At 43.2% G+C, this 25,635-nt stretch carries 23 protein-coding genes and 1 pseudogene; 14 read left to right on the forward strand and 10 right to left on the reverse strand.

Features of this window, described 5'->3' with window-relative positions:
• Positions 1-383 precede the first annotated feature (383 nt).
• Positions 384-1,007, reverse strand: a complete 624-nt coding sequence (ssb, locus tag FQV37_RS08150; RefSeq protein WP_101204383.1) for a single-stranded DNA-binding protein — start codon at positions 1,005-1,007, stop codon at positions 384-386.
• Between the two features lie 317 nt (positions 1,008-1,324).
• Entirely contained in the window at positions 1,325-1,936 is a 612-nt protein-coding gene (locus FQV37_RS08155) for a DUF3833 domain-containing protein (protein ID WP_160022260.1), read from the reverse strand.
• 196 nt (positions 1,937-2,132) lie between these two features.
• On the opposite strand from FQV37_RS08155, the gene FQV37_RS08160 reads away from it, so the two are divergent.
• A complete protein-coding gene (locus FQV37_RS08160) occupies positions 2,133-2,438 on the forward strand; it encodes an IS630 transposase-related protein (RefSeq protein ID WP_075103765.1) in 306 nt (101 codons plus the stop codon).
• A gap of 115 nt (positions 2,439-2,553) precedes the next feature.
• Positions 2,554-2,981 (forward strand): annotated as a pseudogene (locus FQV37_RS14335) (transposase).
• A 14-nt stretch (positions 2,982-2,995) separates the two neighbouring features.
• On the opposite strand, the gene FQV37_RS08170 reads toward FQV37_RS14335, so the two are convergent.
• A complete protein-coding gene (locus FQV37_RS08170; protein ID WP_160022262.1) occupies positions 2,996-4,360 on the reverse strand; it encodes an MFS transporter in 1,365 nt (454 codons plus the stop codon).
• A gap of 667 nt (positions 4,361-5,027) precedes the next feature.
• Between FQV37_RS08170 and uvrA the strand changes: the two genes are divergently transcribed.
• Positions 5,028-7,940: an excinuclease ABC subunit UvrA gene (uvrA, locus tag FQV37_RS08175; protein WP_160022264.1), complete on the forward strand. Its 2,913-nt coding sequence runs from the start codon at positions 5,028-5,030 to the stop codon at positions 7,938-7,940.
• Between the two features lie 132 nt (positions 7,941-8,072).
• Here uvrA and FQV37_RS08180 read toward each other — a convergent pair whose 3' ends face one another.
• The 3 genes from FQV37_RS08180 to FQV37_RS08190 all read right to left on the reverse strand — a co-directional run bounded on the left by FQV37_RS08180 (position 8,073) and on the right by FQV37_RS08190 (position 10,416).
• A complete protein-coding gene (locus FQV37_RS08180) occupies positions 8,073-8,753 on the reverse strand; it encodes a hypothetical protein (protein ID WP_160022266.1) in 681 nt (226 codons plus the stop codon).
• Between the two features lie 50 nt (positions 8,754-8,803).
• A complete protein-coding gene (locus FQV37_RS08185; RefSeq protein WP_160022267.1) occupies positions 8,804-9,766 on the reverse strand; it encodes a lysozyme inhibitor LprI family protein in 963 nt (320 codons plus the stop codon).
• A 368-nt stretch (positions 9,767-10,134) separates the two neighbouring features.
• Positions 10,135-10,416 (reverse strand): DUF503 domain-containing protein, encoded by a 282-nt coding sequence (locus FQV37_RS08190; RefSeq protein WP_160022268.1) that lies wholly within the window; start codon positions 10,414-10,416, stop codon positions 10,135-10,137.
• Between the two features lie 117 nt (positions 10,417-10,533).
• Here FQV37_RS08190 and FQV37_RS08195 point away from each other — a divergent pair, with 117 nt between their 5' ends.
• The 4 genes from FQV37_RS08195 (at position 10,534) to FQV37_RS08210 (ending at position 13,778) form a co-directional block, all read left to right on the forward strand.
• On the forward strand, positions 10,534-11,322 hold the full coding sequence (locus FQV37_RS08195; protein WP_160022440.1) for a threonine/serine exporter family protein: 789 nt from the start codon (positions 10,534-10,536) through the stop codon (positions 11,320-11,322).
• 1 nt (position 11,323) lies between these two features.
• On the forward strand, positions 11,324-11,776 hold the full coding sequence (locus tag FQV37_RS08200; RefSeq protein WP_160022269.1) for a threonine/serine exporter family protein: 453 nt from the start codon (positions 11,324-11,326) through the stop codon (positions 11,774-11,776).
• 174 nt (positions 11,777-11,950) lie between these two features.
• A complete protein-coding gene (gene gorA / locus FQV37_RS08205) occupies positions 11,951-13,315 on the forward strand; it encodes a glutathione-disulfide reductase (protein ID WP_160022270.1) in 1,365 nt (454 codons plus the stop codon).
• A gap of 265 nt (positions 13,316-13,580) precedes the next feature.
• Positions 13,581-13,778, forward strand: a complete 198-nt coding sequence (locus tag FQV37_RS08210) for a hypothetical protein (RefSeq protein ID WP_240990986.1) — start codon at positions 13,581-13,583, stop codon at positions 13,776-13,778.
• A gap of 44 nt (positions 13,779-13,822) precedes the next feature.
• Here the strand turns inward: FQV37_RS08210 and FQV37_RS08215 are convergent, their stop codons facing one another.
• Positions 13,823-14,428 (reverse strand): GNAT family N-acetyltransferase, encoded by a 606-nt coding sequence (locus tag FQV37_RS08215; protein ID WP_160022271.1) that lies wholly within the window; start codon positions 14,426-14,428, stop codon positions 13,823-13,825.
• Between the two features lie 88 nt (positions 14,429-14,516).
• Positions 14,517-16,166 carry an FAD-dependent oxidoreductase gene (locus tag FQV37_RS08220; protein ID WP_240990987.1) on the reverse strand — a complete coding sequence of 550 codons (1,650 nt, stop codon included), beginning with the start codon at positions 16,164-16,166 and terminating at the stop codon, positions 14,517-14,519.
• A gap of 243 nt (positions 16,167-16,409) precedes the next feature.
• Between FQV37_RS08220 and truD the strand changes: the two genes are divergently transcribed.
• Positions 16,410-17,714, forward strand: coding sequence for a tRNA pseudouridine(13) synthase TruD (truD, locus tag FQV37_RS08225; protein WP_160022272.1), 1,305 nt, complete (start codon positions 16,410-16,412; stop codon positions 17,712-17,714).
• Between the two features lie 105 nt (positions 17,715-17,819).
• On the opposite strand, the gene FQV37_RS08230 is transcribed toward truD, so the two are convergent.
• Both FQV37_RS08230 and FQV37_RS08235 read right to left on the reverse strand, forming a co-directional pair.
• The gene (locus FQV37_RS08230) at positions 17,820-19,277 is read right to left on the reverse strand and encodes a GGDEF domain-containing protein (RefSeq protein ID WP_160022273.1); all 1,458 of its coding nucleotides are present in this window, start codon (positions 19,275-19,277) and stop codon (positions 17,820-17,822) included.
• A gap of 308 nt (positions 19,278-19,585) precedes the next feature.
• A complete protein-coding gene (locus tag FQV37_RS08235; protein WP_102091918.1) occupies positions 19,586-20,467 on the reverse strand; it encodes a PHP domain-containing protein in 882 nt (293 codons plus the stop codon).
• Positions 20,468-20,758: 291 nt separating this feature from the next.
• On the opposite strand from FQV37_RS08235, the gene ispZ reads away from it, so the two are divergent.
• The 6 genes from ispZ to FQV37_RS08265 all read left to right on the forward strand — a co-directional run bounded on the left by ispZ (position 20,759) and on the right by FQV37_RS08265 (position 25,635).
• Positions 20,759-21,310, forward strand: coding sequence for a septation protein IspZ (gene ispZ, locus FQV37_RS08240; protein WP_101205812.1), 552 nt, complete (start codon positions 20,759-20,761; stop codon positions 21,308-21,310).
• Positions 21,311-21,414: 104 nt separating this feature from the next.
• Positions 21,415-21,741, forward strand: coding sequence for a YciI family protein (locus tag FQV37_RS08245; protein ID WP_057761353.1), 327 nt, complete (start codon positions 21,415-21,417; stop codon positions 21,739-21,741).
• Between the two features lie 56 nt (positions 21,742-21,797).
• Positions 21,798-22,187, forward strand: a complete 390-nt coding sequence (locus FQV37_RS08250; RefSeq protein ID WP_160022274.1) for an SH3 domain-containing protein — start codon at positions 21,798-21,800, stop codon at positions 22,185-22,187.
• A gap of 124 nt (positions 22,188-22,311) precedes the next feature.
• Entirely contained in the window at positions 22,312-24,378 is a 2,067-nt protein-coding gene (mnmC1, locus tag FQV37_RS08255) for an FAD-dependent 5-carboxymethylaminomethyl-2-thiouridine(34) oxidoreductase MnmC1 (protein ID WP_160022275.1), read from the forward strand.
• A 101-nt stretch (positions 24,379-24,479) separates the two neighbouring features.
• Positions 24,480-24,914 carry a secondary thiamine-phosphate synthase enzyme YjbQ gene (locus FQV37_RS08260; protein ID WP_160022276.1) on the forward strand — a complete coding sequence of 145 codons (435 nt, stop codon included), beginning with the start codon at positions 24,480-24,482 and terminating at the stop codon, positions 24,912-24,914.
• An 82-nt stretch (positions 24,915-24,996) separates the two neighbouring features.
• Positions 24,997-25,635, forward strand: coding sequence for a hypothetical protein (locus FQV37_RS08265; protein ID WP_160022277.1), 639 nt, complete (start codon positions 24,997-24,999; stop codon positions 25,633-25,635).

Raw genomic sequence — 25,635 nt, forward strand, 5'->3', positions numbered from 1 at the left:
GAAGCTGTTCGCCGGTCTTGTTAATTTCGAGCTTAGCTTATGACTTTTGCAAGAGGTCTACTAGCTAATGTGAAAACCAATAGTATTAAACCAATGCCAAATAAACTTAAGTTTAATCGTTTAGGTATTAAGAGCATATTAAATAAATTAAAAATTATTCAATAAAAAATTAGTTTAGCTACGTTAAAAAGTATCAACTGAATTATATTTTTGGATTTAGTTAATCCTCTATAAAAGAGCTACAGCGTTAACCTCGCTTGAAGTATCACAGTTACATCTGCACTCAGTTGCCTTATATCTCTTTTAAACTGAATCAACTATAGCAAGCATTAAAAAAGCCCTGCAGTTGCAGGGCTTTTTTACATTAAAGTCTAAGGTATATCCTAGAACGGAATATCATCATCTACAGGGCCGTCTGGCATTGCTGTAGGCTTAGATTGTGCAGGTTTCTGTGCTGGCTGATTGAACTGGTTTTGCTGAGCAGGCGCTTGATTGTTAAAACTGTTCTGACCACCTTGAGCCGCTGGTTGGTTATAGCCGCCTTGATGTGCCATCTGGTTATTTGCTTGCTGACCAAAGTTATTCTGGTTGTTTTGGCCACCTTGATTATTATAGCCGCCACTCTGACCTTGGTTCTGACCACCAAAGCTATCTCCACCCTGACCGCCGCCAGTTTGACCATCGAGCATCTGCATTTGTTCAGCACGAATCTCAGTAATATAACGGTCTTGACCACTTTGGTCTTGGTATTTACGTGTGCGCAAACTACCTTCGATATAGACTTTGCTGCCTTTACGCAGGTATTGCGCTGCGATTTCACCTAGACGGTTAAAAAGTGCGATACGATGCCACTCTGTCGCTTCTCTTTTTTCGCCGCTTTGTTTGTCTGTCCACTGCTCTGATGTCGCAACCGAGATATTGGTTACGCTACCGCCATTGCTGAATTGGCGTGCCTCAGGATCTGCTCCGAGGTTACCGATGATGATAACTTTATTGACTCCGCGCATGATACCGTCCTTTTACTTATGAATAATTTAATAAACTGTTTTAATCGTTATCTGATAGCATCATTTGATACTATCAATTGTATAATTTTACTTTAACCAATTTTTATCGAAATATCTATAGGCTACTTATGGTGCACGTCAGTCTATGTCGCTTAGATACTCTATCTTGATATACTAGTCGATATTGTAGAGTCCAATAAATAACAGGTAATAGATAAATATGCTGCTATTTTGCCATTTTAAGACTCCGAAGAACACCTTTCACCTTTATCGATATTGCATAGCACCTTACTTATTATCAAATGATTTAGAGATTTCTAGTTAGCATCAGAAGGCTTGCGATGCATGCTCAATGTCACGCTACCCAACTCTACGCCAAATTTTTTCATCACTGAGCGATTGAGCATGACATCCTCATTGATAAGATACATCCAATCATCGAACGTTACTTTATAGGTTTTGTCCTCGACAAGTAACTCTAATAAGTAATTCCAGTGCAACGTATTGCCAACCACTTTCCCTGTTGCCTCGCCAATGACATCACCTGCCACACCTTTCCAGCTGCCATCTGTCTGCTCAGTCAGACGCCATATGCGCTGCGATTTTGTGCCATCTGCCCACGAGAACTTCTCGTTTAGGACAATGACATCATCTCCCTCATGGGTTGCATCAATATCGACATAAAAGCGCTTTTTGACCTCACCATTTCGACCTTGGAACATACCCCAACCATCGATTTGACCCGAAAAAAACTCGTGCATGTCGAGTGTTGGGGTGGTGCTCTGATAGGCCTGAATATTTTGCGTAGCACAACCAGAAGTCAATAGCATGGCTGATAAACCAAGACCTACTGTTAACTTAGCTATTGAGCGATGCGCCTTCTTTTTACCCTCTATGACACTACCATACAACATCTTAAATTTACTCATATTAATTCCTTTTAAATAGAGATAAATAGTTAGTTTCCACTGATTGATATTGGTCGTTTATGAGATTGCTGTCTGTGCAATTTTTGCTATTTGGCTTTGTTTCTATATAAAAACATAAGCCTAAAGCTGTTATAGTCACTTGACTTCAAAAATGTTATAAGATAAATCAACTAAACGATTGTTACTATGAATACCTATGACTTACTCCCTAGATTATCGCAAACAAGTTTTAAAAAGCTTAGATGAGGGCATGACCTTTGCTGAAGCTGCTGTTTTCTATGATATCAGTCCAACGACTATCCAGAAGTGGAAAAAGCGTCTTCATAGTAAAACCACTCGATATATTAAGCCCTACAAAATAGAGGATGAAGCCTTAGCTCAAGATGTCAAAGACCACCCTGACGATTATCACTATGAGCGAGCACAGCGTTTTGATTGTAGCCCAACAGGCATCAGTAAAGCCTTAAAGCGTATTGGTGTTAGCAAAAAAAAAGACACTTGAGCACCCCAAAGCTTGTCCTGTGAAAAGAGCGACTTATCTAGCCAAGCTTAACCACTACATTGCTCAAGGCTTTGCTATTGTCTATATGGACGAGAGTGGCTTTGAGAGTGAAACGATGCGTCCTTGTGGTTATGCACCCATTGGTAGCCCCTGCATTGGCAGTTACAATTGGCAAGCCAAAGATCGAACCAACGTCATTGGTGCACTATATGGCAAAACGCTGTTTGCACTCAATTGCTTAAAGACCAACATTAATAAAAAGATTTTCTATCACTGGTGCAAGTTCACGCTGATACCAAAGCTTAAGAGAAAATGTGTAATCGTTATGGATAATGCAGCCTTTCATAAAAATAAACGCATTCAAAAATACTGAATAGACATGGCCATCGTATTCTATGGCTGCCACCCTACAGCCCTGACTTAAATCCCATCGAGAAAAAGTGGGCTCAAGTGAAGTTTTTACGCCAAGGTTGGATGGAAAATGACTTATCTAAATTGTTTTATGATATTCATCCAGAACATAACTCTTTTGTAGTGCAGTGACTATATATGTCGTATTAAATATCTAGCGGACTTTGCGCCAAACTCGATAGCTGCTGACGTGAATCATCCGTCAACTGTGTCTTATCTAACTTTAAATAGGCGACTTGCTCTTTTGCCATTACGACCAGCTCGTCAACGCCATCTACTGCCAGCATCTGTCGTGACCAGTCTTGGATATTGATGTCTTTGGGAATAGTAACCGTTGTGCTCGATAGATAAGGTGGCTGAGAAATGGGAATAATAATAAGCAATGCGGCACCCATAATAATAGCCAGTATGCCCCACGCCAACAAATTAGGCTGGCTTAATAACAGACCACCCATTGCCCCGCCTACAAATGCTCCAAAGAACTGACTGGAAGAATTAAGCCCCATTGCGGTCGCTTTATTGGCGACTGGTGCGCGCTTAGATATCCATGAAGGAATCGTCGCCTCAAGCAGGTTAAAGCCCATAAAATAAAGCAGCAAACCCAATATGATACCAACACCGACCTGACTGCCAAGCGCAAGTATTGCTAAAGCGGCGGTCATCAATGCAATCGCACCCAAAAAAACCTGACGCATTTTGCGTTTCTTTTCAGCGATGATAATAAACGGTATTGCGATGGCGAAGCCAATAAACAATAGTGGCAAATACACCATGCCTTGCTGACGTACTGACAAGCCAAGTACGTCACTGAGCTGGTGCGGCAATATCACAAATATCGCCGTCATCGTCAGATGTAGCGCAAAGATGCCGATATGTAAGCGGTTAAGATCGCCAATCTTAAGGACAGTGGCCAACTGTTGACCGATGGTCTTATTATCCAGATTGTGCTTGAGCACGCGCATAGGCGTCGGTACTACCACCAATAGCAGCATCGCTAATATAGCAAATCCTGAAGTTAGCCAAAACAGCCCAGAGATACCGAGCGAGCCGACTAATAATGGACCAAAGGCAAAGGCCAGCATAATAGAGGTCGCAATCGTCAGACCCATCGTGGCCATCGCTTTGGTACGCATTTCCTCACGAGTCACATCAGCCAGTAACGCCATCAGCACAGCAGAGACCGCACCACTACCCGCCAGCGCTCGACCAATGATCACTTCGTAAATATCTGTCGCATTTGCTGCAATCATGCCGCCGACGGCGAACAGTATCAATCCTAGAAAGATAATAGGCTTACGCGGAAATTTATCAGCAGCCAAACTCATCGGTATCTGAAAAATAGCCTGCCCTAAGCCATAAATACCAACGGCCAAACCAATCAAAAACGGCGTCGCGTGTGCATAATTGTCACCGTAGACAGAAAATACCGGCACAATCATAAACAAGCCAATCATACGTAAGGCAAAGATGCCACCGACTCCGAGGATTGCCCGTTTCTCTACGCTATTCATACTTGCCTCACTGGTTGATCATTGCTGGTTGCTCATTGCTATCTTTCACGACTAACACTTGCGCCATACCATGATTTATCACTACTGGTTTATCAAGGCATTGGCCTATAAATCAAGCCCCCTAGTATAAGACATTCGCCGTTTGGTTGCCGAGACTTTTGTCTTACTGGTGCAGTAACGTATGCGCCCTCAACCCAAGCCATTCATATTACGAGATTATTTTGTTACCAAGTGCATCAGATGCACAGTCATGCCTTGAATAATGCTGTCACCATGACAATAAAGTAAAACGTTGTCAGCACAATTAATGGCTCACTCACCCCATCTACGTAACGACGAACGCTTCTATAAAATGACATTTTGGTCAAAACCATAACAAACGATGCCTGTTACTTAACACTGATTTGATTTAGATTTGCTGAGTCCTATAAAAATAGTCATAGGAGCGACAAGCAACGTAAAGCCAAACAACAATAGAAAGTTAATAACTAGGTTGGCATAACTTTTACCTTATCAATATATGTACCTTTTATAACGACACTACTTATAACAACACTATAAATTTAGAATTATTCACCTTTTAACCAACCACTTTACTGATCTGTATTTACTTTTTAGCTTGAGATATTTCCCAATCCCCTTTTAGCAAATAGGAAACCTATAACCGATGGCACATGACCATATCGCAATACGCGGCGCACGTACTCATAATTTAAAAAACATCGATTTAGACATTCCACGAGATAAATTTGTGGTAATCACTGGCCTATCTGGCTCTGGTAAATCTTCATTGGCATTTGACACGCTATATGCCGAAGGGCAACGTCGTTATGTCGAGAGTTTATCGGCATACGCGCGTCAGTTCCTCTCGCAAATGGAGAAACCTGACGTCGATAGTATCGAAGGTCTATCCCCTGCGATTGCTATCGAGCAAAAATCAACCAACCATAATCCACGCTCAACGGTCGGTACGATCACTGAGATTTATGATTACCTGCGTCTATTATACGCGCGTATCGGTACGCCTTATTGCCCAGAGCATGGCGAACCTATGGTGGCGCAGTCGGTGACCGAAATGGTCGATCAGGTTATGGCACTCCCCGATGAGACCAAGCTTATGATCCTTGCGCCAGTAGTGCGTGAGCGTAAAGGAGAGCATACGGTGCTGCTTGAGCAATTGATCGGTCAAGGGTTTGTACGCGTACGCGTCGATGGTCATGTCTATGATACTGATGAGCTACCGACGCTCGATAAGAAGAAAAAGCACACCATCGAAGTGGTGGTTGACCGCTTTAAAGTACGTGATGACTTAGGTAACCGCGTCGCTGAGAGCTTGGAGACCGCGCTACGTTTGGGACAAGGTCTAGTGACGCTGCACTTTATGGATGGTAATCCTACTGAGGGCGGCTCTGATAATCAAGTGATGTCTGCCAAGCACAGCTGTCCGATTTGTGATCGCGCTGTACCTGAGCTTGAGCCGCGCATGTTTAGTTTTAACAACCCCTACGGTGCTTGCCCAACTTGTGATGGACTCGGTAAGCGTCAGTATTTCGCTGCTGAAAAGCTCATTACTCATGTTGATAAGACGCTCAATCAAGGCGCGATTAACGGTTGGGATAAGCGCCACTCGTACTATTTTGGGCTGCTAACCACCGTTTGTAACCATTTTAATATCGATATGGATACGCCGTGGACGGAGCTGCCCAAAAAGCAGCAAGAGCTGATCATGCACGGCTCAGGTAAAGAGAAGCTCACCTTTAACTTTACCGATGAGCGCGGACGTAAAACCAATAAAACCGTTCCTTTTGAAGGCGTACTACCCTATCTTGAGCGCCGTTATGCCAAAACGCAAAGCAACTTAGTGCGTGACGAGCTGGCAAAGTATCTGGCTGACACCACGTGTAACGTTTGCGATGGCGCGCGTCTGAACGAGATTTCGCGCAATGTGCGTGTCGATGAACAAACCATCGCTGAAATCGTCAAGCTCTCCATTGGCGACGCGGCGGACTATTATAAGACCTTAAAGATTGACGGTCATAAAGGTGAGGTGGCAGAGAAGATCTTTAAAGAGATTAACGAGCGCTTAAACTTCTTGGTCAGCGTTGGCCTCGATTATCTAACCCTAGCGCGCTCTGCCGAAACCCTATCCGGCGGTGAAGCGCAGCGTATTCGTTTGGCCAGTCAAATTGGTGCGGGTCTGATGGGCGTGATGTATGTCCTTGATGAGCCGTCCATTGGCTTGCATCAGCGTGATAACGACCGCTTGCTTAAAACTTTAACACGCCTGCGTGATTTAGGTAATACCGTACTGGTCGTTGAGCACGATGAAGATGCGATTCGTCAAGCGGATCACGTCATCGATATCGGTATTGGGGCTGGCGTACACGGTGGTCATATCATCGCCGAGGGCACGGTCGATGAAGTGATGGCAACGCCAGACTCGCTCACCGGACAATATATGTCGGGCGAAAAACGCATTGAGATACCAAAAGTGCGGCATAAAGCCAAAACCGTAGAGGTCGAGGTTAAAGGTAAAGCGAAAGCCAAAACTAAAAAGGTACCGATGACTATCGAGCTCAAAGGCGCCTCAGGCAACAACCTAAAAGACGTCGATCTGAGCCTGCCCGTTGGGGTGATGACGTGTGTCACGGGTGTATCGGGTTCTGGTAAATCAACGCTGATTAACCGTACGCTTATGCCTATCGCCGCCACACAATTAAACAATGCCTCAACGCTAATCGCGGATAAGCATGACAGCATTAGCGGTCTTGAGCATTTGGATAAAATGGTCGATATCGATCAAAGCCCAATTGGTCGTACCCCGCGCTCCAATCCTGCGACTTATACTGGCGTCTTCACTCCCGTGCGTGAGATGTTCGCGCAAACCCCTGAAGCCCGCGCACGTGGTTATAAAGCTGGGCGCTTTAGCTTCAACGTCAAAGGCGGACGCTGTGAGATGTGCCAAGGCGACGGTCTCATCAAAGTTGAGATGCATTTTTTACCGGATATGTATGTGCCGTGTGACACCTGTGAAGGCAAGCGTTATAACCGCGAGACCTTAGAGATTCACTATAAAGGCAAAACCATCGCTGACGTGCTCGAGATGACGGTAGAGGACGCCACTGAGTTCTTCTCGGCGATTCCAGCGATCTATCGTCGCCTGCAAGCGTTGATGGATGTGGGGCTTAGCTACATTCGCTTGGGTCAGTCTGCACCGACACTATCTGGCGGTGAAGCGCAGCGGGTGAAACTGGCACGCGAGCTTGCCAAACGCGACACGGGACAGACGCTATATATCTTGGATGAGCCAACCACAGGTTTGCATTTCCATGATATTGATAAGCTGCTCAACATCTTGCATGCGCTACGCGATAAAGGTAACACCATCGTGGTCATCGAGCATAATTTGGATGTTATCAAAACCGCGGATTGGGTGATTGATCTTGGCCCTGAAGGCGGTAAAGGCGGCGGCATGATTATCGCGGAGGGTACGCCAGAAGAGGTCGCAGAGGTCGAAGGCTCACACACGGGTGAGTTTTTGAAGCCGATGCTTACGCAGGTGGTTTCTGAGGCAGGTTAGTTTAGTTAATTGTTTGGTTTTAATTTAAAGGCTGCTCTTTTGGGAGTGGCCTTTTTTGTTGGGTGATGTTATTTGAGGTAAGTCAACACTTATGTCTTATCAATCTAAGGCTATCTCACTATATTTTGTCTTTCAAGATAAATCGTAATGGTAAATAAAAAAAGCATCCTCACCTTCAGATATACAAAATCCATCAATTAATTCACCCTTATACTTGCTAATATCATTATCTTCATCTAAATAACCACAAAAAACTGTAAAGTATTTATAGTGCGGATTACCAAGATATTGTTGAATAGCAAATGAATTGTCTATTCTCGTTCTTATAGATTCAGACTGATTTATAAATCTTAATATTTCGTCGCTTACTCTTATCTCGCCTATTTTAGAATAATCTAAACCCTCATCCGCTATATAATATAAGTCAGGTATATCAATTCCATAGCAATTTAAAACCGTTAAAGCGTAGATATTTTTCTCATTCTCCTTCTCAGTTGTTATTTTCATATGACCATTCTTAAATAAATACAAATCGCTATTAAACCTATCTCTTATAGACTCATCAAAATCTACAAAAATAGATTCATCTTTAAAAGACTTATCTGGAGCACCTAGAATTTCTCTAACCTTCTCATAACTCCTACCTGGCATCAACGAGTAAAGCAGGTCACTTGTCAATATTTTATCTTCATTAGGGTTTTTTAAAGTATTATTATTAGCCTCTACTTTTTTTAAATCTCTGTATGCTAAGACTCTGCTCACAACTAAAACAAATAGACCTCCTAGAATTGCTGCAATAATATTTTCGATCATATATTTTCCTCTTGTTACATGGAATTAAAAATCAGGATATTATAGACTTGCTAGAATAAATCTGGATAATCTTCTTCTAACTCTTTAATTTTCCGTAGTGTAGTAGTATGCATACTCATAGAATAAATCATAGGTTGCATAGAACCACCTTCAACTACGCTAGACTTATATTCTGCCTCGCTTTCGCGATATTTTTTCCATTTCAGTATAGATTCCTTAAATAAGTCTTTATCAAAATCTAGCATATCAGTAAAATCTTTATTTATTAATTTATTGATATAACCTTCAAGCTTTATATCAATTTTATCGAACTCGTTGTGAGCATGAATGTTCATGTCAGTTTGTGTTTCTGGGGCATCTGGATATAATTTAGACTGAATGAAATCAGTAGTGTTTTCCAAAAATATTTTAGTATCTGAAAATACCTCCTGAATGAAATCTTCATTAATTTCTACCTTTATCCCAAACTCATGACAAAATATATGTCTTAGTTCAAATACAGTAGCAACACTCTTTAGAATTTTATTAGCATTATTTTTAAAACTACTATTAATTAGTCTCTGTTCATCAAAAACGCTTTGAGTTTCAAAATTATTTAGTTCATGTAAGAATTTTATTCCTAACAATATTGAGATATTATTATCAATATCACTTATATTATTGCAAGATAGTGTGTGTGAAATGAACTCACCAATTGTTAATTTTTTACTCTGGATAGCATTAACTATATTATAGTCAAATTTTTTATTTGAGTTGTTAAATTTTTCGACATTAATCGAGTAAGGTTCTCCATAATCTATAATCTCTGCATATAGAGAGCGAAAAAGCCCTTCCATACAGGCAACCAGAGCTATAGGTATATATTTGAAAACTTCTTCACTTAAATGACCTTTATTAGAATTATTTTTCAGTAACTCTTGTAATGAGTAAAGTCTCAAATAAAACTGATGACTGTCCGCAAACTCATTTCTTGATTTTAATTCCATTATTTCTTTTATAGCATCTCTAGCCATCATAAAATCCTCATCGTAATGTAAATAACTTAATTTATAATACTTCTTCAAATGGAAAACAAGTTCAAGCTATTAGGTTAAGTTGACTAAGCAAAACTAACAACTTATATTACGCAAAATCGTCTTGTTGGGTCTCGTTCCTCAACACCAACTTACTAATAATTTTGTGATTAAGTTATAAAAGTCGCCTTGAAACGCGTTTTCGCCACGATTGTAGCGGTTATCCTTGATTGACCACTTGATTTAGGTGACTTAGCTAGGAGCAGTATCGAGATAATAAGAATACTACTAGCTATTCGTCACCACTCTAATTGACGACTAAGATATGAGCACAAGGTAGGATTAGCTCCCTATAAAAGCGCCCTCAACTAAATAAATTCTCTTTCAACATTCATCACCCTTGCATCCACCGTGCGTTCTATTTTTTCTTCGATCTGACTGCATTGCGACTCGATGTCCCGTTTAGAGAGTCCGACTATAACGAATGTCCATTCGCTGGCGTCATGCCGATCGCGCGCGCCGCTTTCGCACACCGCGACACTTGGCGTATTGCCAAAACGTGCGTGCAGGCCGCCCATACGTTGGCGCTTTTCTTTGAGTGAGCTACAGCCAGGTAGCGCAAAAGTCAGCGTTAAGATAGCGATATGCATTTTATTCTCCTTGTGACAGTGGTTTACGCTTTATAATAGTAGCAAATAAGCAAGGCAAGTTATGCTATCTTTACCTCTATCCATATCGATATCGCAGCCAATATGCATATTCCTCCAATGACTTCTATCAGCTACGTACAGCAACAGCGCATCACTCGACTCTGCGTGCGCTGCGGCTTACTCCTTATGCAGTATGGCGCTGAGTCTGCCGTGGTAGTGGACTTATCGAAGCGCTTGGGATTTGCATTGGGAATGAGTAGCGTCGAGTGTTCGCTAAATTTTAATGCGATCACTTTGACGACTATCTGTGATGAGCGCTGTATCACCACCACCCGAGACACCATCAACCAAAGTATCAATGTCAATTTACTCGTACAAATCCAGCAAATCGTCAATAAAACCGAAGCCACGATCAATAATAATGATTTGATTGACCGCACAACCCTTGCGTTTGATGAGTTGGATAAAACCGTGTATCCGACATGGCTAGTCAGTATATTTGTCGGCGCTTCTTGTGCGGCGTTTGCCTATTTAAATGATGGCAGCTGGTCGATTACGGCGGTGACATTTATCGCGGGTATGGTGGCAATGTTCACCCGCATCTACTTAGCAAAGCACCACTTCAATCCCTTTATCACCGTCATTGCTACCGCTTTCATCGCCTCCTTGATCGGGGCGACGACCTATTATTTTGATATTGGTAATAACGCCGATATCGCTGTTGCCTCCAGCGTATTGCTACTGGTGCCCAGCTTTCCGTTGATTAACTCCTTATCCGATATCTTAAAAGGCTATGTCAATATTGGCGTTGGGCGTGCGGTCTTTACCTATATGCTCACCTTATCCGCGTGTGTCGGTATCGTAATGGCACTGGTTTTACTTCGCATACAGCACTGGGGGTTTTAAGATGTGGTTTATTAAAACCGTCGTACTGTCTTGTATCATTACCCTTGGTTGGACGCTAATGTTTAGCGTACCCAAACGCTATATCTTGCCGTGTTTACTGATGACCGCATTTGGCTTTGGGTTAAAGACAGCGCTCGTTTATCAACACATTCATATCGTGGTTGCTAGCTTTTTTGGCGCGATGCTTGCTAGCTTTTTGGGCGTGTATTTTTCTAAGAAATATACTCTACCTCCCAAAGCGCTCATCTCGCCCAGTGTCATCTGCATGATGCCTGGTATCGCCGCCTATAAGGCGATGGTCAGTATGGTACAGATCGGCTATTTTGGCTTTTCAGATGAGTTATTTAGCCAAATGATGGTGTACTTGTTTGAAGCTTTATTTGTCACCTCGGGATTGGTACTTGGCTTGTCTATTCCAGGGCTGTTATTTTATAGACGTCGTCCTATTGTATAAATGGGTTTAAGTAGATTTAAATATCTAGATGCTAGGCTTTTCTTAACCAAGCACCGTTTGTAGTCAAGCGATTCAACATACGCTAACCATAAAAAACTTGTAAGATGAATGATAAGACCCATTACAGTAGAGTCGGAAACAGCACCAATAGCAACTTAATAAAGAGACCGTATTATGACCAAACATTATGACTATATCGCCATTGGCGGCGGTAGCGGCGGCATCGCCTCACTCAACCGTGCAGCAAACTATGGCAAAAAGTGCGCTATTATCGAAGCCAACCAATTGGGCGGCACGTGTGTGAATTTGGGCTGCGTTCCCAAAAAGGTCATGTGGTATGGCGCGCAAGTAGCTGAAGCCATCCATAAATATGCGCCAGATTATGGTTTTGATGTTGAGTTAAAAGGTTTTGACTTCCAAAAGCTGGTACAGAGCCGCCAACAATATATCGAAAACATTCACCGCGCTTATGATAACAACTTGGCCAAAAACGGCGTCGAAGTGATCAAAGGTTTTGCTAAGTTCGTCGATACCAATACCGTCGAAGTAAATGGCGAGCTGATTACCGCTGACCATATTTTGATTGCTACGGGCGGTCATCCGATTCAACCAGATATCAAAGGTGCAGAATACGGCATCGATTCTGATGGATTCTTTGCGTTGAATCATTTGCCAAAACGCGTGGCGATTGTGGGTGCAGGCTATATCGCTGTCGAAATCGCAGGCGTGTTAAACAGTCTGGGTGCCGAAGTGCATTTGTATGTACGTAAACACTCGCCACTACGTACGTTTGACCATACTATCGTAGAGACTTTGCTGATAGAAATGGAGCAAGCTGGCATCAAGTTACACACCAATACGGTGATCAGTGAAGTCAATAAAAATGACGATGACAGCCTCGATTTAACCACCCACGATGGCGGTGAAGACTGTATCGATACTGTTGACTGCTTGATTTGGGCGATTGGTCGTGCACCATCGACTGATGGAATCAATCTGCAAGTGACAGGGGTCGAGACAACCGAGACGGGTAAAATTAAAGTCGATAAATTCCAAAACACCAACGTCGATGGTATTTATGCGGTTGGCGATATTATCGAGAACAGCGTAGATTTAACGCCCGTAGCGATTGCCGCAGGTCGTCGTTTATCCGAGCGTTTGTTTAACAATAAGCCCAATGAGCATTTGAACTACTCGTTGATACCGACCGTGATTTTTACTCATCCGGCTATCGGTACGATTGGGCTATCTGAAATCGACGCGGTAGAACACTATGGCAAAGAAAACATCAAGTGTTATACCTCAAGCTTTACCGATATGTATAGCGCGGTCACTCAACATCGTCAAAAATGCACCATGAAGCTAGTATGCTTGGGCAATGACGAAAAAGTCATTGGTTTGCATGGTATTGGTTTTGGCGTCGATGAGATGATTCAAGGCTTCGCAGTCGCTATCAAAATGGGCGCGACTAAGGCTGACTTTGATAATACCGTTGCCATTCATCCAACTGGCTCGGAAGAGTTTGTGACGATGCGTTAAGCTCACTGTTTAACGTTTCTCTTATTCTTAGCTATTATAAAAAAGGATGCCATTTGAGCGTCCTTTTTTATTTTCAGTCATGACGTAAGCATATAGCTTCGTAGGTCTAAAACTGACTCATTACTTTTATATCGCACTGATGACTACTGTATTTTTCTAATTATTATTTGCATTAAGAAATTTAAAGCAAGGCATACTGACAGCGCAATCCTGTTGCTGCTATGATGCCCTTAATACTGACCGTTGAGAGATGACTGTGTGGCAGGTGTACTTATTTATATTACCGATTGGGCTTGGCATCATGACATTAGCAGCGAGTTTGTTGTTCTTATTCGCTTATCTCATGTCGGATGATAATGCCACGCGCTTGCCAGCATTTAACTGGTTCAAGCGCTTAATCATTGTGGCATTTATGCTGCTGAGTATTGGTCTGTTTATGACCTTTGGTCATTTTTGGGGTTAATTTAGGTAGAATATTTTTTAATGCTTTTTACTAGGCCAAGTTGATTAGCTAACGACTTTTTCTAGTTCTAATAGCTCTAAATCATCACGCTTTGGCTCGCCATTGTTGCCATCATTGGGAAATGGCATTTTATTACCATTGAACTGATAACCACGACGCTGATAGTAAGCCAAAAGCTCAGGACGATGACTTAGTATAGACATAGTCAGACGACTTGGCTGATTCAGTGACTGTAAGTGGCGATCTGCAAAGGTCTCAGCCGCTTGTAGTATTACATTACCAACACCCTTCCCTTGTAGCACAGGATGTACCGCAAACATGCCGATATAGGCTTTTTTGTTCGAGGCAGCGTCAGTTTTAATATCGACAGCGATACAGCCAAGTATTTCACCCGTTTCGTCTCCATCACGATCGCCCGTTGTGGTTTTCGGATAAACGAAGTAATAGTGATTAGGTTCATTGATTACGGCGGCGAGCTCCGCTGGTGTGGTTCGAATACCACCGATCAAATCGGCCTCATTGGTCCAGCCCGCTGTCTCGCGATAGCAGCAGTTCAATAATTGTTCAAGTGCGCCAATATCCTCCAATGTCGCTTCACGTAGAAATACGGACTCTTTATTAAAATGGTCTGTGTTTATATTGCTGCTCATATTATAATTTTTCCTTTTTCACTCATATAAAAAAACTGACTTAGGTCACTAAGCCAGCTTAAATACTAATACTTATTGCTTAATAGTACTAGCGCGATAATACATGCGCTTGCTCAATAATATCAAGACCTGCATTGAGCTGCGCGCGCGTCGGTGCATGACCACGGCGTAATAGCTCGGAGAAGGCAACCAACTCTTTATCACGTCCAAGCGTACTTGCCGCACTAGCTCGTGTGTCTTCGCCGTCATCATCGAAGTAGTATTCTATATAATCGTGCGTATCTAGCGTACCAAATAGGATATTGTGATCTGGTGTCTCGGCATGACCACTATAGCGTAGGCTCTTGCCATATTGCATGGTCCAAAAGAAAGGGATACGCGCCTCTAATGAGTCAACACTGTCATCGTTCAATATCGCAGCAGCCGTAACCATGCCATGCTGCAGCGCCACGCGCCAATGCTCGATACGCATGCGACCCATTTGATTGCTAGCTTTTGCAATATCACCTAGCGCGTAGACGCCATCGCGCAGCTGTAGATGAGCGTCGACTTGTACACCATCTGGATCATTAACTTCACGCAATATCTCTGTACGTGGAGATACGCCAGTACCCAGTATCACGATATCAGCATCGATGTGTTCACCACTCGACAGTGTGACACCGCCTACATTTGAGAAAGCCTGATTATTATTATCTCCATCCTTGCCCACTTGACGATCAACCTTAGTAATTTCATCGACGGTTGCATCAAACACAAAATTGATGCCCTTCTCTTTATGTAATTTAATTAAGGCATTACTCACCGTTTCAGAGACAATATTGCCCATCACACGGCTACCTTGCCCAATCACTGTAATAGAAGCTGTCGTACCTGCTTGTGCTAATGCCGACGCGGTCTCCATACCGATAAAACCTGTACCGATGATCACCACGCGCTGATCATGACTGGCCGCTTTAATTAATTTGGCATCACTCATGCTACGTAGCGTATATACGCCATCCATCTCAGCACCTTTAATAGGTGGTAAGTTTGGTTTAGCACCAGTGGCGATGACCAAGAAGTCTGCAGTTTGTCGTTCGCTGTTGCCATCATTATCCTCTATGACGACGGTCGCTTCATCGGGTAGCACTTCGCTAACCGTTTGGTTGAGGCGTAACTCAATATTATTGTTACTTGCCCAATCAGCACCGCCTAATAGCAGCTTGTCCTCGTCCATCTTGCCTGCCAAAAACGCTTTGGATAATAAAGGTCGGTTGTAAGGAGCTTTATCATCCTTACTAATCAACGTAATCTTGCCGCCATAACCACCCTGACGCAACTGGTCGGCTGTCATAAATCCTGCACCGCCCCCACCAACGATAATAGTATGGGTATCAGTCAATTTATCACTTTCGACCTGCCCCGTTACCTGAGTTGAGGTATCAATTGTCAGATTATCACCATCATGAGTCAGTTCGTACTGGGTCAAGCCTTTAGTCGCTATCGGCTCTAATAGGGTGCCATCGCGACTATCAAAAGTTGCATGATGCCAAGGACAAACTACCCGATTGCCACAGCGTAATCCATTACCCAAATCTGCGCCCGCATGTGGGCACTTACCATCGAATGCACGGAACTCATCGTCATCGCGAGTGATTAAAATGATACTATCGTCTTCTTGCTTATATGATTTCATGCCACCGCTTGGAATATCCGCTTTACTGATGGTGACTGTGTTGATCGTTGCGTCGGTCATAATGCTTCCTTAACAGTTATAATGATGTCTAATGACAGCAGGTTGAAAATGACCGTAACCAACCAGACAAATTCAACTTATCCTATTATTTTTAATATGCTATGCATTGATAGTAGCAAGAGCGCCGCGCACACGATGTTTTTTTGTATGTTTGCTGCGTTGCAAAACGTAATTATGCGACTTTGCTTTCCGCACTCTTTTTACTTCTAATCATTATTAATAAACAAAATAAAAGACGACCTTATGACTTCTCAAGACAACCAAAACGAAATAACTATTACTTCTCAAGATAGTTTAGATAGCCAAGCTGCTACTCTTGATCCAATAGCTGTTGCTCAAAACGCTAATGAACGAACAGCTAGTGAGCAAATTGACCTAGCTCATATTGATATTACCACTATTACAGATACTGCAAATTTGCCACAGCCAAGTTTGCAGCCGATACAGCAAGCGACTTATAAAGCCAATGCGACTGATTTTATCGTTAATGAGCTATTGCCGTTAGACTTCACTGGTGAAGGTGAGCATTTATGGCTACATATTGAAAAATCAGGCATGAATACTGCTTATCTGGCGAAACTACTGTCAGAGTGGGCAGACATTCCATTGCGTGACGTCGGCTACTCAGGGTTAAAGGATCGTCATGCGTTGACGACCCAATGGTTCAGTTTGCGTATACCAAAAAAACAATTACCGCCTACTGAGTTTGCACCAGTAGATATCGGTGAAAATGAGACTGTCACTATCCTTGCGCAGCATTGGCACAATAAAAAACTCAATCGCGGTACGCACCGTGCCAATCAGTTTGTTATTACTTTACGTGATATCCAGTTTGCGAGCGCTAGTGACGAAAATGGCGAAAATGACGCATTACCCGAGCAACTACTATCTGCAAAAGAGGCCGTCGAGCAGCATCTAACGCGCATTGGCAAAAACGGTGTACCCAATTATTTTGGTCCACAGCGTTTTGGCCGTCAGGGTAACAACGTCAGAGAAGCTTTATCACTGTTTGCTCGTCCACCGCGAGAGCCTCGCCCGCAACCAAAAAAGAGCAAACGCAAACGTGCCCCGCGCGAGCAAAATACGATGGAATTGTCTGCTGCACGTAGCTTGATATTTAATGAGATATTGGCAGCGCGAGTACGTGATGGTAGCTGGAACACTGGCCTAGCAGGTGAAGTATTTAATTTAGATGGTTCAGGATCGATATTCACTAGTGAAACACTAGATGATACGTTGCATGCTCGTATTGATAGTGGTGATATTCATCCAACTGCCGTGCTATGGGGTACGGGTAACGATAAAGTTACCGGTAGCGCTGCAGATTTAGAAACCGAGGTAGTGCAACACAGCCCCCTACTCATGCGACTAGCAACTGGATTAGAGCAGCGTGATATTAAGGCACAAAGACGAGCGCTACGCCTACCGATTGAGGTGTTAAGTTGGGAGTGGTCGGATGATCAGACGCTGGTATTAAACTTTACTTTGAAGACGGGTAGCTTTGCCACAAGTGTGCTCGCAAGCTTAGTGCAGGAATTAGCGTCTTGATTGGATTAAATCGAAGCCTCAATTGGATCAATCAATAGAATATCAGCCATACCGATAGTACTTACACAGTCTTAGTGGCATGGCTGATCGTTAATAAATTAATGGCTAGCGGCTTTTGTAAAGCGATTGCTTACCGCCTTCTTTTTCGGCCCACATCTCATTTGCACTGACAACTTGATTGCGACCACGGTGCTTGGCTTCATATAAGGCTTTATCCGCTATGCTAATAAGTCGTTGGCAGATATCACTAGGCAGCTTTTGCATTGAGGCGATTTTGCTTTCCGCGCGCTGAGTAGCAATTGGCTTGATAAGAGGTGACGTTCGAGCAACGGTCTTTTGTTGTGTGATCGTTTTGTAGCCTTGCGCGATACAATCTCGCTCTTCATGAGTTAAGGTATACAATCCAAAACTTGCTGTCACATTAAAATCAGCCAGACCTTCAATCTTCATGACATGTTCAGCAATATTTAGCCGTAATTGCTCAGCTATCACCATAGCACTATCATGCTTCGTATCTGGCATTACAACCAAAAACTCTTCGCCGCCGTAACGACTGATGATTGACTCATCTGTTAACGACTGCGATAGTGTCTGTGAGATTTCAATCAGAACCTGATCACCTACATCGTGACCATAGTTATCGTTAATCTGTTTGAACCAGTCCAAATCTAACAGCATGACGCTTAAGTCTTGATATTCTCGCACAGTAGCCAAGGCATACTTCATCTTTTTCAGACCGTAGCGACGATTTTTAAGCTGAGTAAGCTCGTCCTGATTGGCATGTCGTAAGGTCTCAAACCGACTATCATCTAATACCAACAGTAAGGCACGGAACATATAGACGATAAAAATCGCTTTCGGCAGCGCTAAATATAAGTGCGTCGAGCGCCAAAAAAATGCGGATGATCGCTGTAGCTCGCTGATACTATCCCAATTTAAGACGTTGTTTTCAAAAGCTAACGCAGCCACCGCATTTTCAGCAGCCATGATCTCGTTGTAAGTTAGATAGTTATGACTCTCAAGCATGGGGTGAATGACGGTCAACTGGCGTAAATTAGGCAGACTGATACCAAAGTAAGGTGACATAATCGCTAATAGCATCAAGATAATATGCAGCCAAAACATACGCCAAGCATAGCGGCGCTTAATCAGCATCATGCCAAGCATAGCGCCGCCGACGAGCGATACGCCTGCAAACAGACTGCTATACCCTATCATCACAATAACAGTAGAAATGTAGGCGGTGTAAACCAAAACCAAAGCTATCTGCCATCGGCTTAAGACAATGTCGTTGTCATTGCTTGAATGAAATAAGCCTTTTACCATGCACAAAAAAAACAGTCCAACAAAGCTAATCCCAAGCCATAATGGATATAGATAATGTATATTTACATAGGTGTTTAATGCATCTTGCTGCCACCAGACATACAAGCACCAAAACCAATGCAATGACACTTCTAACACGATAAATAAGGCCATCAGCGATGTTCGGTCAGCAGCCTGCCACTCAAAAATCATTTGAGAGATTTTGTTGTAACCTAGATGGGATATCGATACAGCCATAGAAGGGCTACCGCAGAGAGTGTAAATACATTAAAAGGTATAAATGCGTTGAATATATAAGCGCTAAAATCAAAGCCAAAGCATACTATTCGCTCTGAAATTTTTATATCAAGTGTTGCAAGTTCTGGCCCTATTATCAATCTATTTTACGCATTTATTTCCCAATAATTTCTCTATGAATGCAATTTTGTTTACTTACCCATTTTTAGCCTTATTCATCATGATAAATAAGGCCCTATCGCTACTGAAAATAACCTTGCTAAAAGTAACCTTATTAAAAGTAACTGTAACAAGGCAAATCCTACTCACTAAGCAAGCGTTGCAAAAGATTCCCAAACCCCTTGCTGATCATCATTTAAAATAGGGACATCGCCCAAACGTCGCCAAGGCATGTTACTACCATGAAAATCACTACCAATAGATGCCGCAAGACCATGCTCAGCAATGCTACGGTCGACCATTCTGCGGGTACTAATTGGCTCACTAGTGGCTGGCAGTTCACAAGCATCTCCGCCAAGCTGCGCAAACTCTTCGATCAGTTTACGCACGCGTGTCGCTGATAGTTGATATCGCGTAGGATGTGCGAGCACCGCTTTGCCGCCGCAAGCATGAATCAGCTCGATACCATGCTGCATCGTCAGCGCCTCAATTGCTACATAAGCAGGTTTGTTATCTGCTAGGTACTTGTCAAAGGCTTTTTGAACGGTTTTGACTTCACCGCGCTCAAACAATACCTGTCCAATATGGGCGCGCCCGACTGCTTGTGGGTTACCGCCTGCTTTATCGAGTACTGCTTGCCATAGCTCATCATAATTGATATCTAATAGCTCACTCAATTTTTCAGCGATACGCTGACCACGAGTGGCTCGACTGTCTTGCAGTTGCTGCAGCGTTGCATGCATTTTTTCGCGATCAGTAAAGTCCAGTCCAAGTACGTGAATAATTTTATTGGTAGACTTATTCTTTCCGTAACCACCGCTTAACGTATGTTCACAGCTGATCTCAACACCATTAATAATTTGCATATCGCAGGCACTGGCAGCGTCTCTTGCCTCATCAATCCCTGCCAACGTATCATGATCAGTCAATGCCAACACATTGATGCCCGCTGCATGGGCACGTTGTATGACCTCGGTCGGTGCATAGGTACCATCTGAACAAGTACTGTGGCAATGTAAGTCAATTTTCATAAGCTGAGCCTTAAAGTGTTAAATAAAATAAGAGTAGAATAAAAGCTAGTGAGCAGACAGTCATTGTTACGATTATGTGCGTTGTAGTTTGTCTTAATGATTCTGTAGATTTAGCAGTTATCGTTACTGTATTCGTGTTTATATTTGGCCAGTGGCATGGTCATCAGTCGCAATAAAAAAGTATTACTCTGTAGGTCGCGTATATCGCATGATTATCGTGTTGATTGCTTTTTTTTGGTGCGGTAGACGTGTAAACTACCCCATACGTTTTTGTTGGACATACCCTTTGCTATGAAAGCATTATTAGACTTTATTCCCTTAATTGCCTTTTTTATCGCGGCGCGTTATAACGGTATTTTAGCAGCGGCAGGGGCTTTGCTCGTCGCCACTATTATCGTGTACGCCATTCATTTTATCCGTCAAAAAGGTAAGTTTGATAAGCAGCAATGGGTTGTCTTATTATTAACGATTTTATTCTGCGGCGGCACATTACTGTTGCGTGATGATATTTATTTGCGCTGGAAGTCGCCCATTATCAATGGTATTTTTGCATTGACGCTATTCGTCAGTGCCGCTATTAATAAGCCATTGATGCAGCTTGCTATGAAAGAGGTATTTACCCTGACGCTTAGCGGCTGGAAAAAGCTAACCGTTGCTTGGGCATTGTTTTTTGCCCTAATGGCTGTACTACATTATATCACAGCGTTCACAATGTCAGATGAAGCATGGATCAACTTTAAGACCTATGGCTGGATTCCAATTATGCTGGTGTTTGTTGTGGCTCAATTTGCCGTGTTGAAAAAGCATCTCAACCCTGCCCTAACAGACAAAGCCACTAAATAGTTTCTGTTGCCTTGTCATAGCAGCAATCACTTTGTCGCTATGACGTTTATACTAAGCCCACATAAGCTCATCATTACTTTTTTATTATTCACTAAGGAAGTCTCATGTCTTTATTTGCAATCATTGGTCATGACGTGGCTAATAGCAGTGCACAACGTCTGATCACTCGTACTGAACATATTGAACGCCTAAAAGCATTGCACCAAGAGGGACGCCTCGTTATCGCAGGTCCAACGCCTATCGAGCATGGCAAAAGTGATATGTCAGGCAGCTTAATCATTGCAGACTTTGACTCTATCGAAGCGGCTCAAGCATGGGCAAACGATGAGCCTTATTTACGTGATGGCGTGTATAGTCATGTCGATATCAAACCATTTGTTCAAGCATTGCCAGCGCCAACTGATAGCAACAATCAAGTAGCTGCATCGTGATCCAGAGAGTCTCTTTTTCACCTACCTGCTTCTACAAAAGTGCCCTGATTGGTCTCATGTTAGTGACAGCCGTTTCGGCGCAGGCTGCACCCACTGCGCCCATAACACCTGCTGTCGAGGCAACCGATCCGACAGCAATGATGCCGTTGACTGGCCCAATAGCGGCGCGCGCTTTACCAACGAAAAACTCAGCGCTAGATATCAATGATACCTTGGCGGCACAGTTGCAACCATCTACTAAAGCATTGTCAGCTGCCAATCAAGAATTGCTTAGCCGTAATGCACAATTACAGCGGCAAGTGAACGACTTGCAGACCCAAGTAAATGTCTTGGTTTACGAGAGTAAAGGACAGTTATTTCTATACGGTGCGTTTACCGTTCTGATCAGTCTATTAGTCGGTATTTTTGTCTCGTGGTTAGTATTTGTCCGTCGTGAGCGCTGGTAGCATATACTGTGCTCGCACTGACTTGCATTACTCTACTTGGCTGCGTCTGACCAAATGTCGATATCATTGATCCGTCACAGCTGATCGTTTAGCTACTGTTACTGATATTTCTAAGAAGTGCCTCATGTCTACCGCTAACCATCAAAACACTGAACACTTAAACGTTATCACACCTGCCAAGATTGACTGGCAAACGGATGATACTGGCAATATGGTGCCAGTATCAGGTGAGTTTGGGGATGTGTATTTTTCTCATGCGGATGGTTTGGCAGAGACCCGTCACGTGTTTCTAGAGCACAATCAGTTACCAGAGCGTTTAGCACACCTTGCACCAAAGCAATGCTTTACGATTGCTGAGCTAGGCTTCGGAACTGGGCTTAATCTACTAGCGACGTGGCAATTGTGGCGACAATTACGTGAAACCAATCCGCAATTAGCAACGGCTCGCCTGCACTTTATTACTACTGAAAAGTTCCCTATACCGCTAGCGGATTTGACGCAGATACTTGCTTTATGGGGTGAGCGCGCGCCTGAGCTAATGGCATTTATTAAGCCACTTTTGGCTGCATATCCGCACCTGATTGCAGGCTGTCATCGTTTAAGTTTTTCTTATGATAACTTAACCGTCGATATGTGGCTTGGTGATGCAGCAGAAAGTCTAAGCAAACTGGTATTAGACCATTCTAACCAGCATACGCCTTGTATTGATGCTTGGTTTTTAGATGGTTTTGCGCCTTCTTGCAACAGTACGTTGTGGGCTGACAGTATCTTTGGACAAATGCAGCGTCTATCACGCCCTCATACGACTGCCGCTACTTACAGCTGTGCAGGTATCGTCAAGCGTGGACTAAGAGAGCATGGCTTTCACATTAAGAAAGTCAGGGGTTTTGGTCGAAAGCGAGAAATGCTCACCGCCACCATGACCGATACAGACCATATTGACGTTACTAGTGATAATAAAAATTGTGATAACGAAAGCCACGATGCGAAGCATATAACAACAGATAGCATCTTTAATCACACTGCCATCATTGGTGCAGGTGTCTCGGGTTTACTGACAGCTTGGTCGCTTGCCAATCGTGGTATTACCGTTACTTTATTAGATAAATCAGCGCCCTTGGCAGGTGCGTCAGGCAATCCTAGAGCATTACTTGCGCCCAAAATGACGCCGATTCACCATGTCGATGAGCATCTGCATACCATCGGTTACCTCCATAGCAGCAGGCTATATCGAGACCTTAATCGAACAGCCACACAGCTTAATACAGCATCAGTACTTGAACTGACTGGCGCCCTTGATTTACTCATAAAAGCCAATATCGGTACGGAACAAATTGCCGACTATCCTGACGAGATGGCGACCACCATATCGCATGAGCAAGCACAAATTACTAGTGGCTTAAAAGAGCAGAACTTATCAGAGAACTTATACTTACCTCAGTCTGGCCTGGTCAATCCACAAGCACTAAAAGACATCATGCTGACTCATCCGCTCATTCACTTCCAGCAGTTAGAAGTGACTAAAATCAACGAGACTGAGCAGCAAGTTCGTATCGAAGGTATCGATGAAAACCGTAATCCTGTCACTATGACTGCTGATAATATCGTCATTTGCGCGGCTTTTGAAAGTCATCAATTGGATCAGCGTATTTTTGATTGTCGTAAAATTCGTGGTCAACTTTCATGGTTTACGCCAACCCCTGAGCAGTACGCTAAGCTGCCTAAAATACCACTCAAATATAGTGGTTACTGTACGCCATTCACTGCCCAAACAGATGACGGACAATTAAACGATGTTACAGAGTACAGCCCTCAGTTTCTACTAGGGGCAAGCTTTATACGTAATGATACGGACACGGATATCCGTGAGGAAGAGCATCAAATTAGCCGTGATAAGCTCATCAATGCTATTCCTGAAATGGCATCTATTATTCCGGCGGATACGAGTCTGTGGCAGGGACGAGCTGGCGTTCGCACCCAAACACCTGATTACCACCCTATCGTTGGACAACTGGCAAACAGTCAGCGGATATGGACAATGAGTGCGATGGGCGCAAAGGGTTATGCATTGGCACCTATTTGCGCTGAAGCATTAGCAGATATGATGCTAGGGTCGTTTGCACCACTGTCAGAGGCAATGCTCGCACGCCTATCACCCAATCGTACACGGCTACAGACGCCGCTTGTTTAAGAATAAATGGCTCTTGTGTAAATAACAGCAATGCTCTCTACGGTTTATTCTGTCTTATGATATCTTAATTTAGTGTCGACTCTAATAATGAGATATGCCCCATGAGCTATTACCAAACAACCCTTACCCTACCCGCCTATGCGCGCGGCATTCATATCATTACTCCAAAGGTTGAAGAAGCGATTTCTCAGTTGCTACCTCACTCTGACAAGGTAGGGTTGGTTCATCTGTTTTTGCTGCATACGTCAGCCAGTCTTGCAATCAATGAAAATGCTGATCCAGAGGTCAGACTAGATACAGAAGATTGGCTCAATAAAATCGCACCAGAAGATCAGCCAGAGTATCGCCATACCTTAGAAGGCTCAGACGACCTGCCAGCGCATCTCAAAAGCATGATGCTTGGAGTAAGCTTGACTATACCGCTTGTCGATGGTGGATTAGGTCTAGGCATGTGGCAAGGGATTTATTTATGTGAGCATAGAGACCTGCAAGAATATGGCGGACAGCGTAAGCTGGTGATTACGGTAAATACGTAATAATATACTGTCAATAAATAGCAGGTTGACCCTTGCCAATTGCCCCATTTACGTAGAGCGCTATTAAGGGATAAAGCTGATTATGAATACTTCTCTCTCAAAAGTACTAAACTTACGAAAATCTAAACTGCTTTATCGTACGGCTCCTGCTATTTTCTTCAGTCTGTTGCTACTTACTGCTTGTCAAAAAGATCCAGAACCTGAAGCAACTGATATAACTCCAGCTGAGACCTCAACGCAAACCACGCCCGTAACGACTAATATTAACGTTGATGCAGCCGAAGGTAGCAATGCAGATGATGCTCAAAATGTAGCGCAGACTGATTCAGAACGTGATATGAGCTTAACAGAGTTAAATAAAGATCTTAGTGATACTACGCTCACTGCAAATGATAGCGCTGAAAAACCTAATCCAGAACAAGCTATTAAAGGCGCACAAATCACTGATGTCCGTTATAAGAGTGCAGCAGGTGAGAATTTGTCCGTAGTCTTTGAGACGTCGGCAGCTGGTATGCTCAACGCTATCATTACCCGCCCCAATCAACCAAAAATGACCTTAAGTGCACCAGAAGGCCAAGGCAATAATCCTACCTATCAATCAGCTGACGGTAGTATCCAACTCGTCAGTCATGCTGGTGGCGGCACTATCGACCTTATCCGAAACAATAAAGTCACTAGCTTTGATGCCGTCAGTGCTGAAGCAGAAGTCATCACTGAATAA

Origin of the sequence: Psychrobacter nivimaris (genome assembly GCF_009812035.1) — a bacterium.
GTDB lineage: Bacteria > Pseudomonadota > Gammaproteobacteria > Pseudomonadales > Moraxellaceae > Psychrobacter > Psychrobacter nivimaris.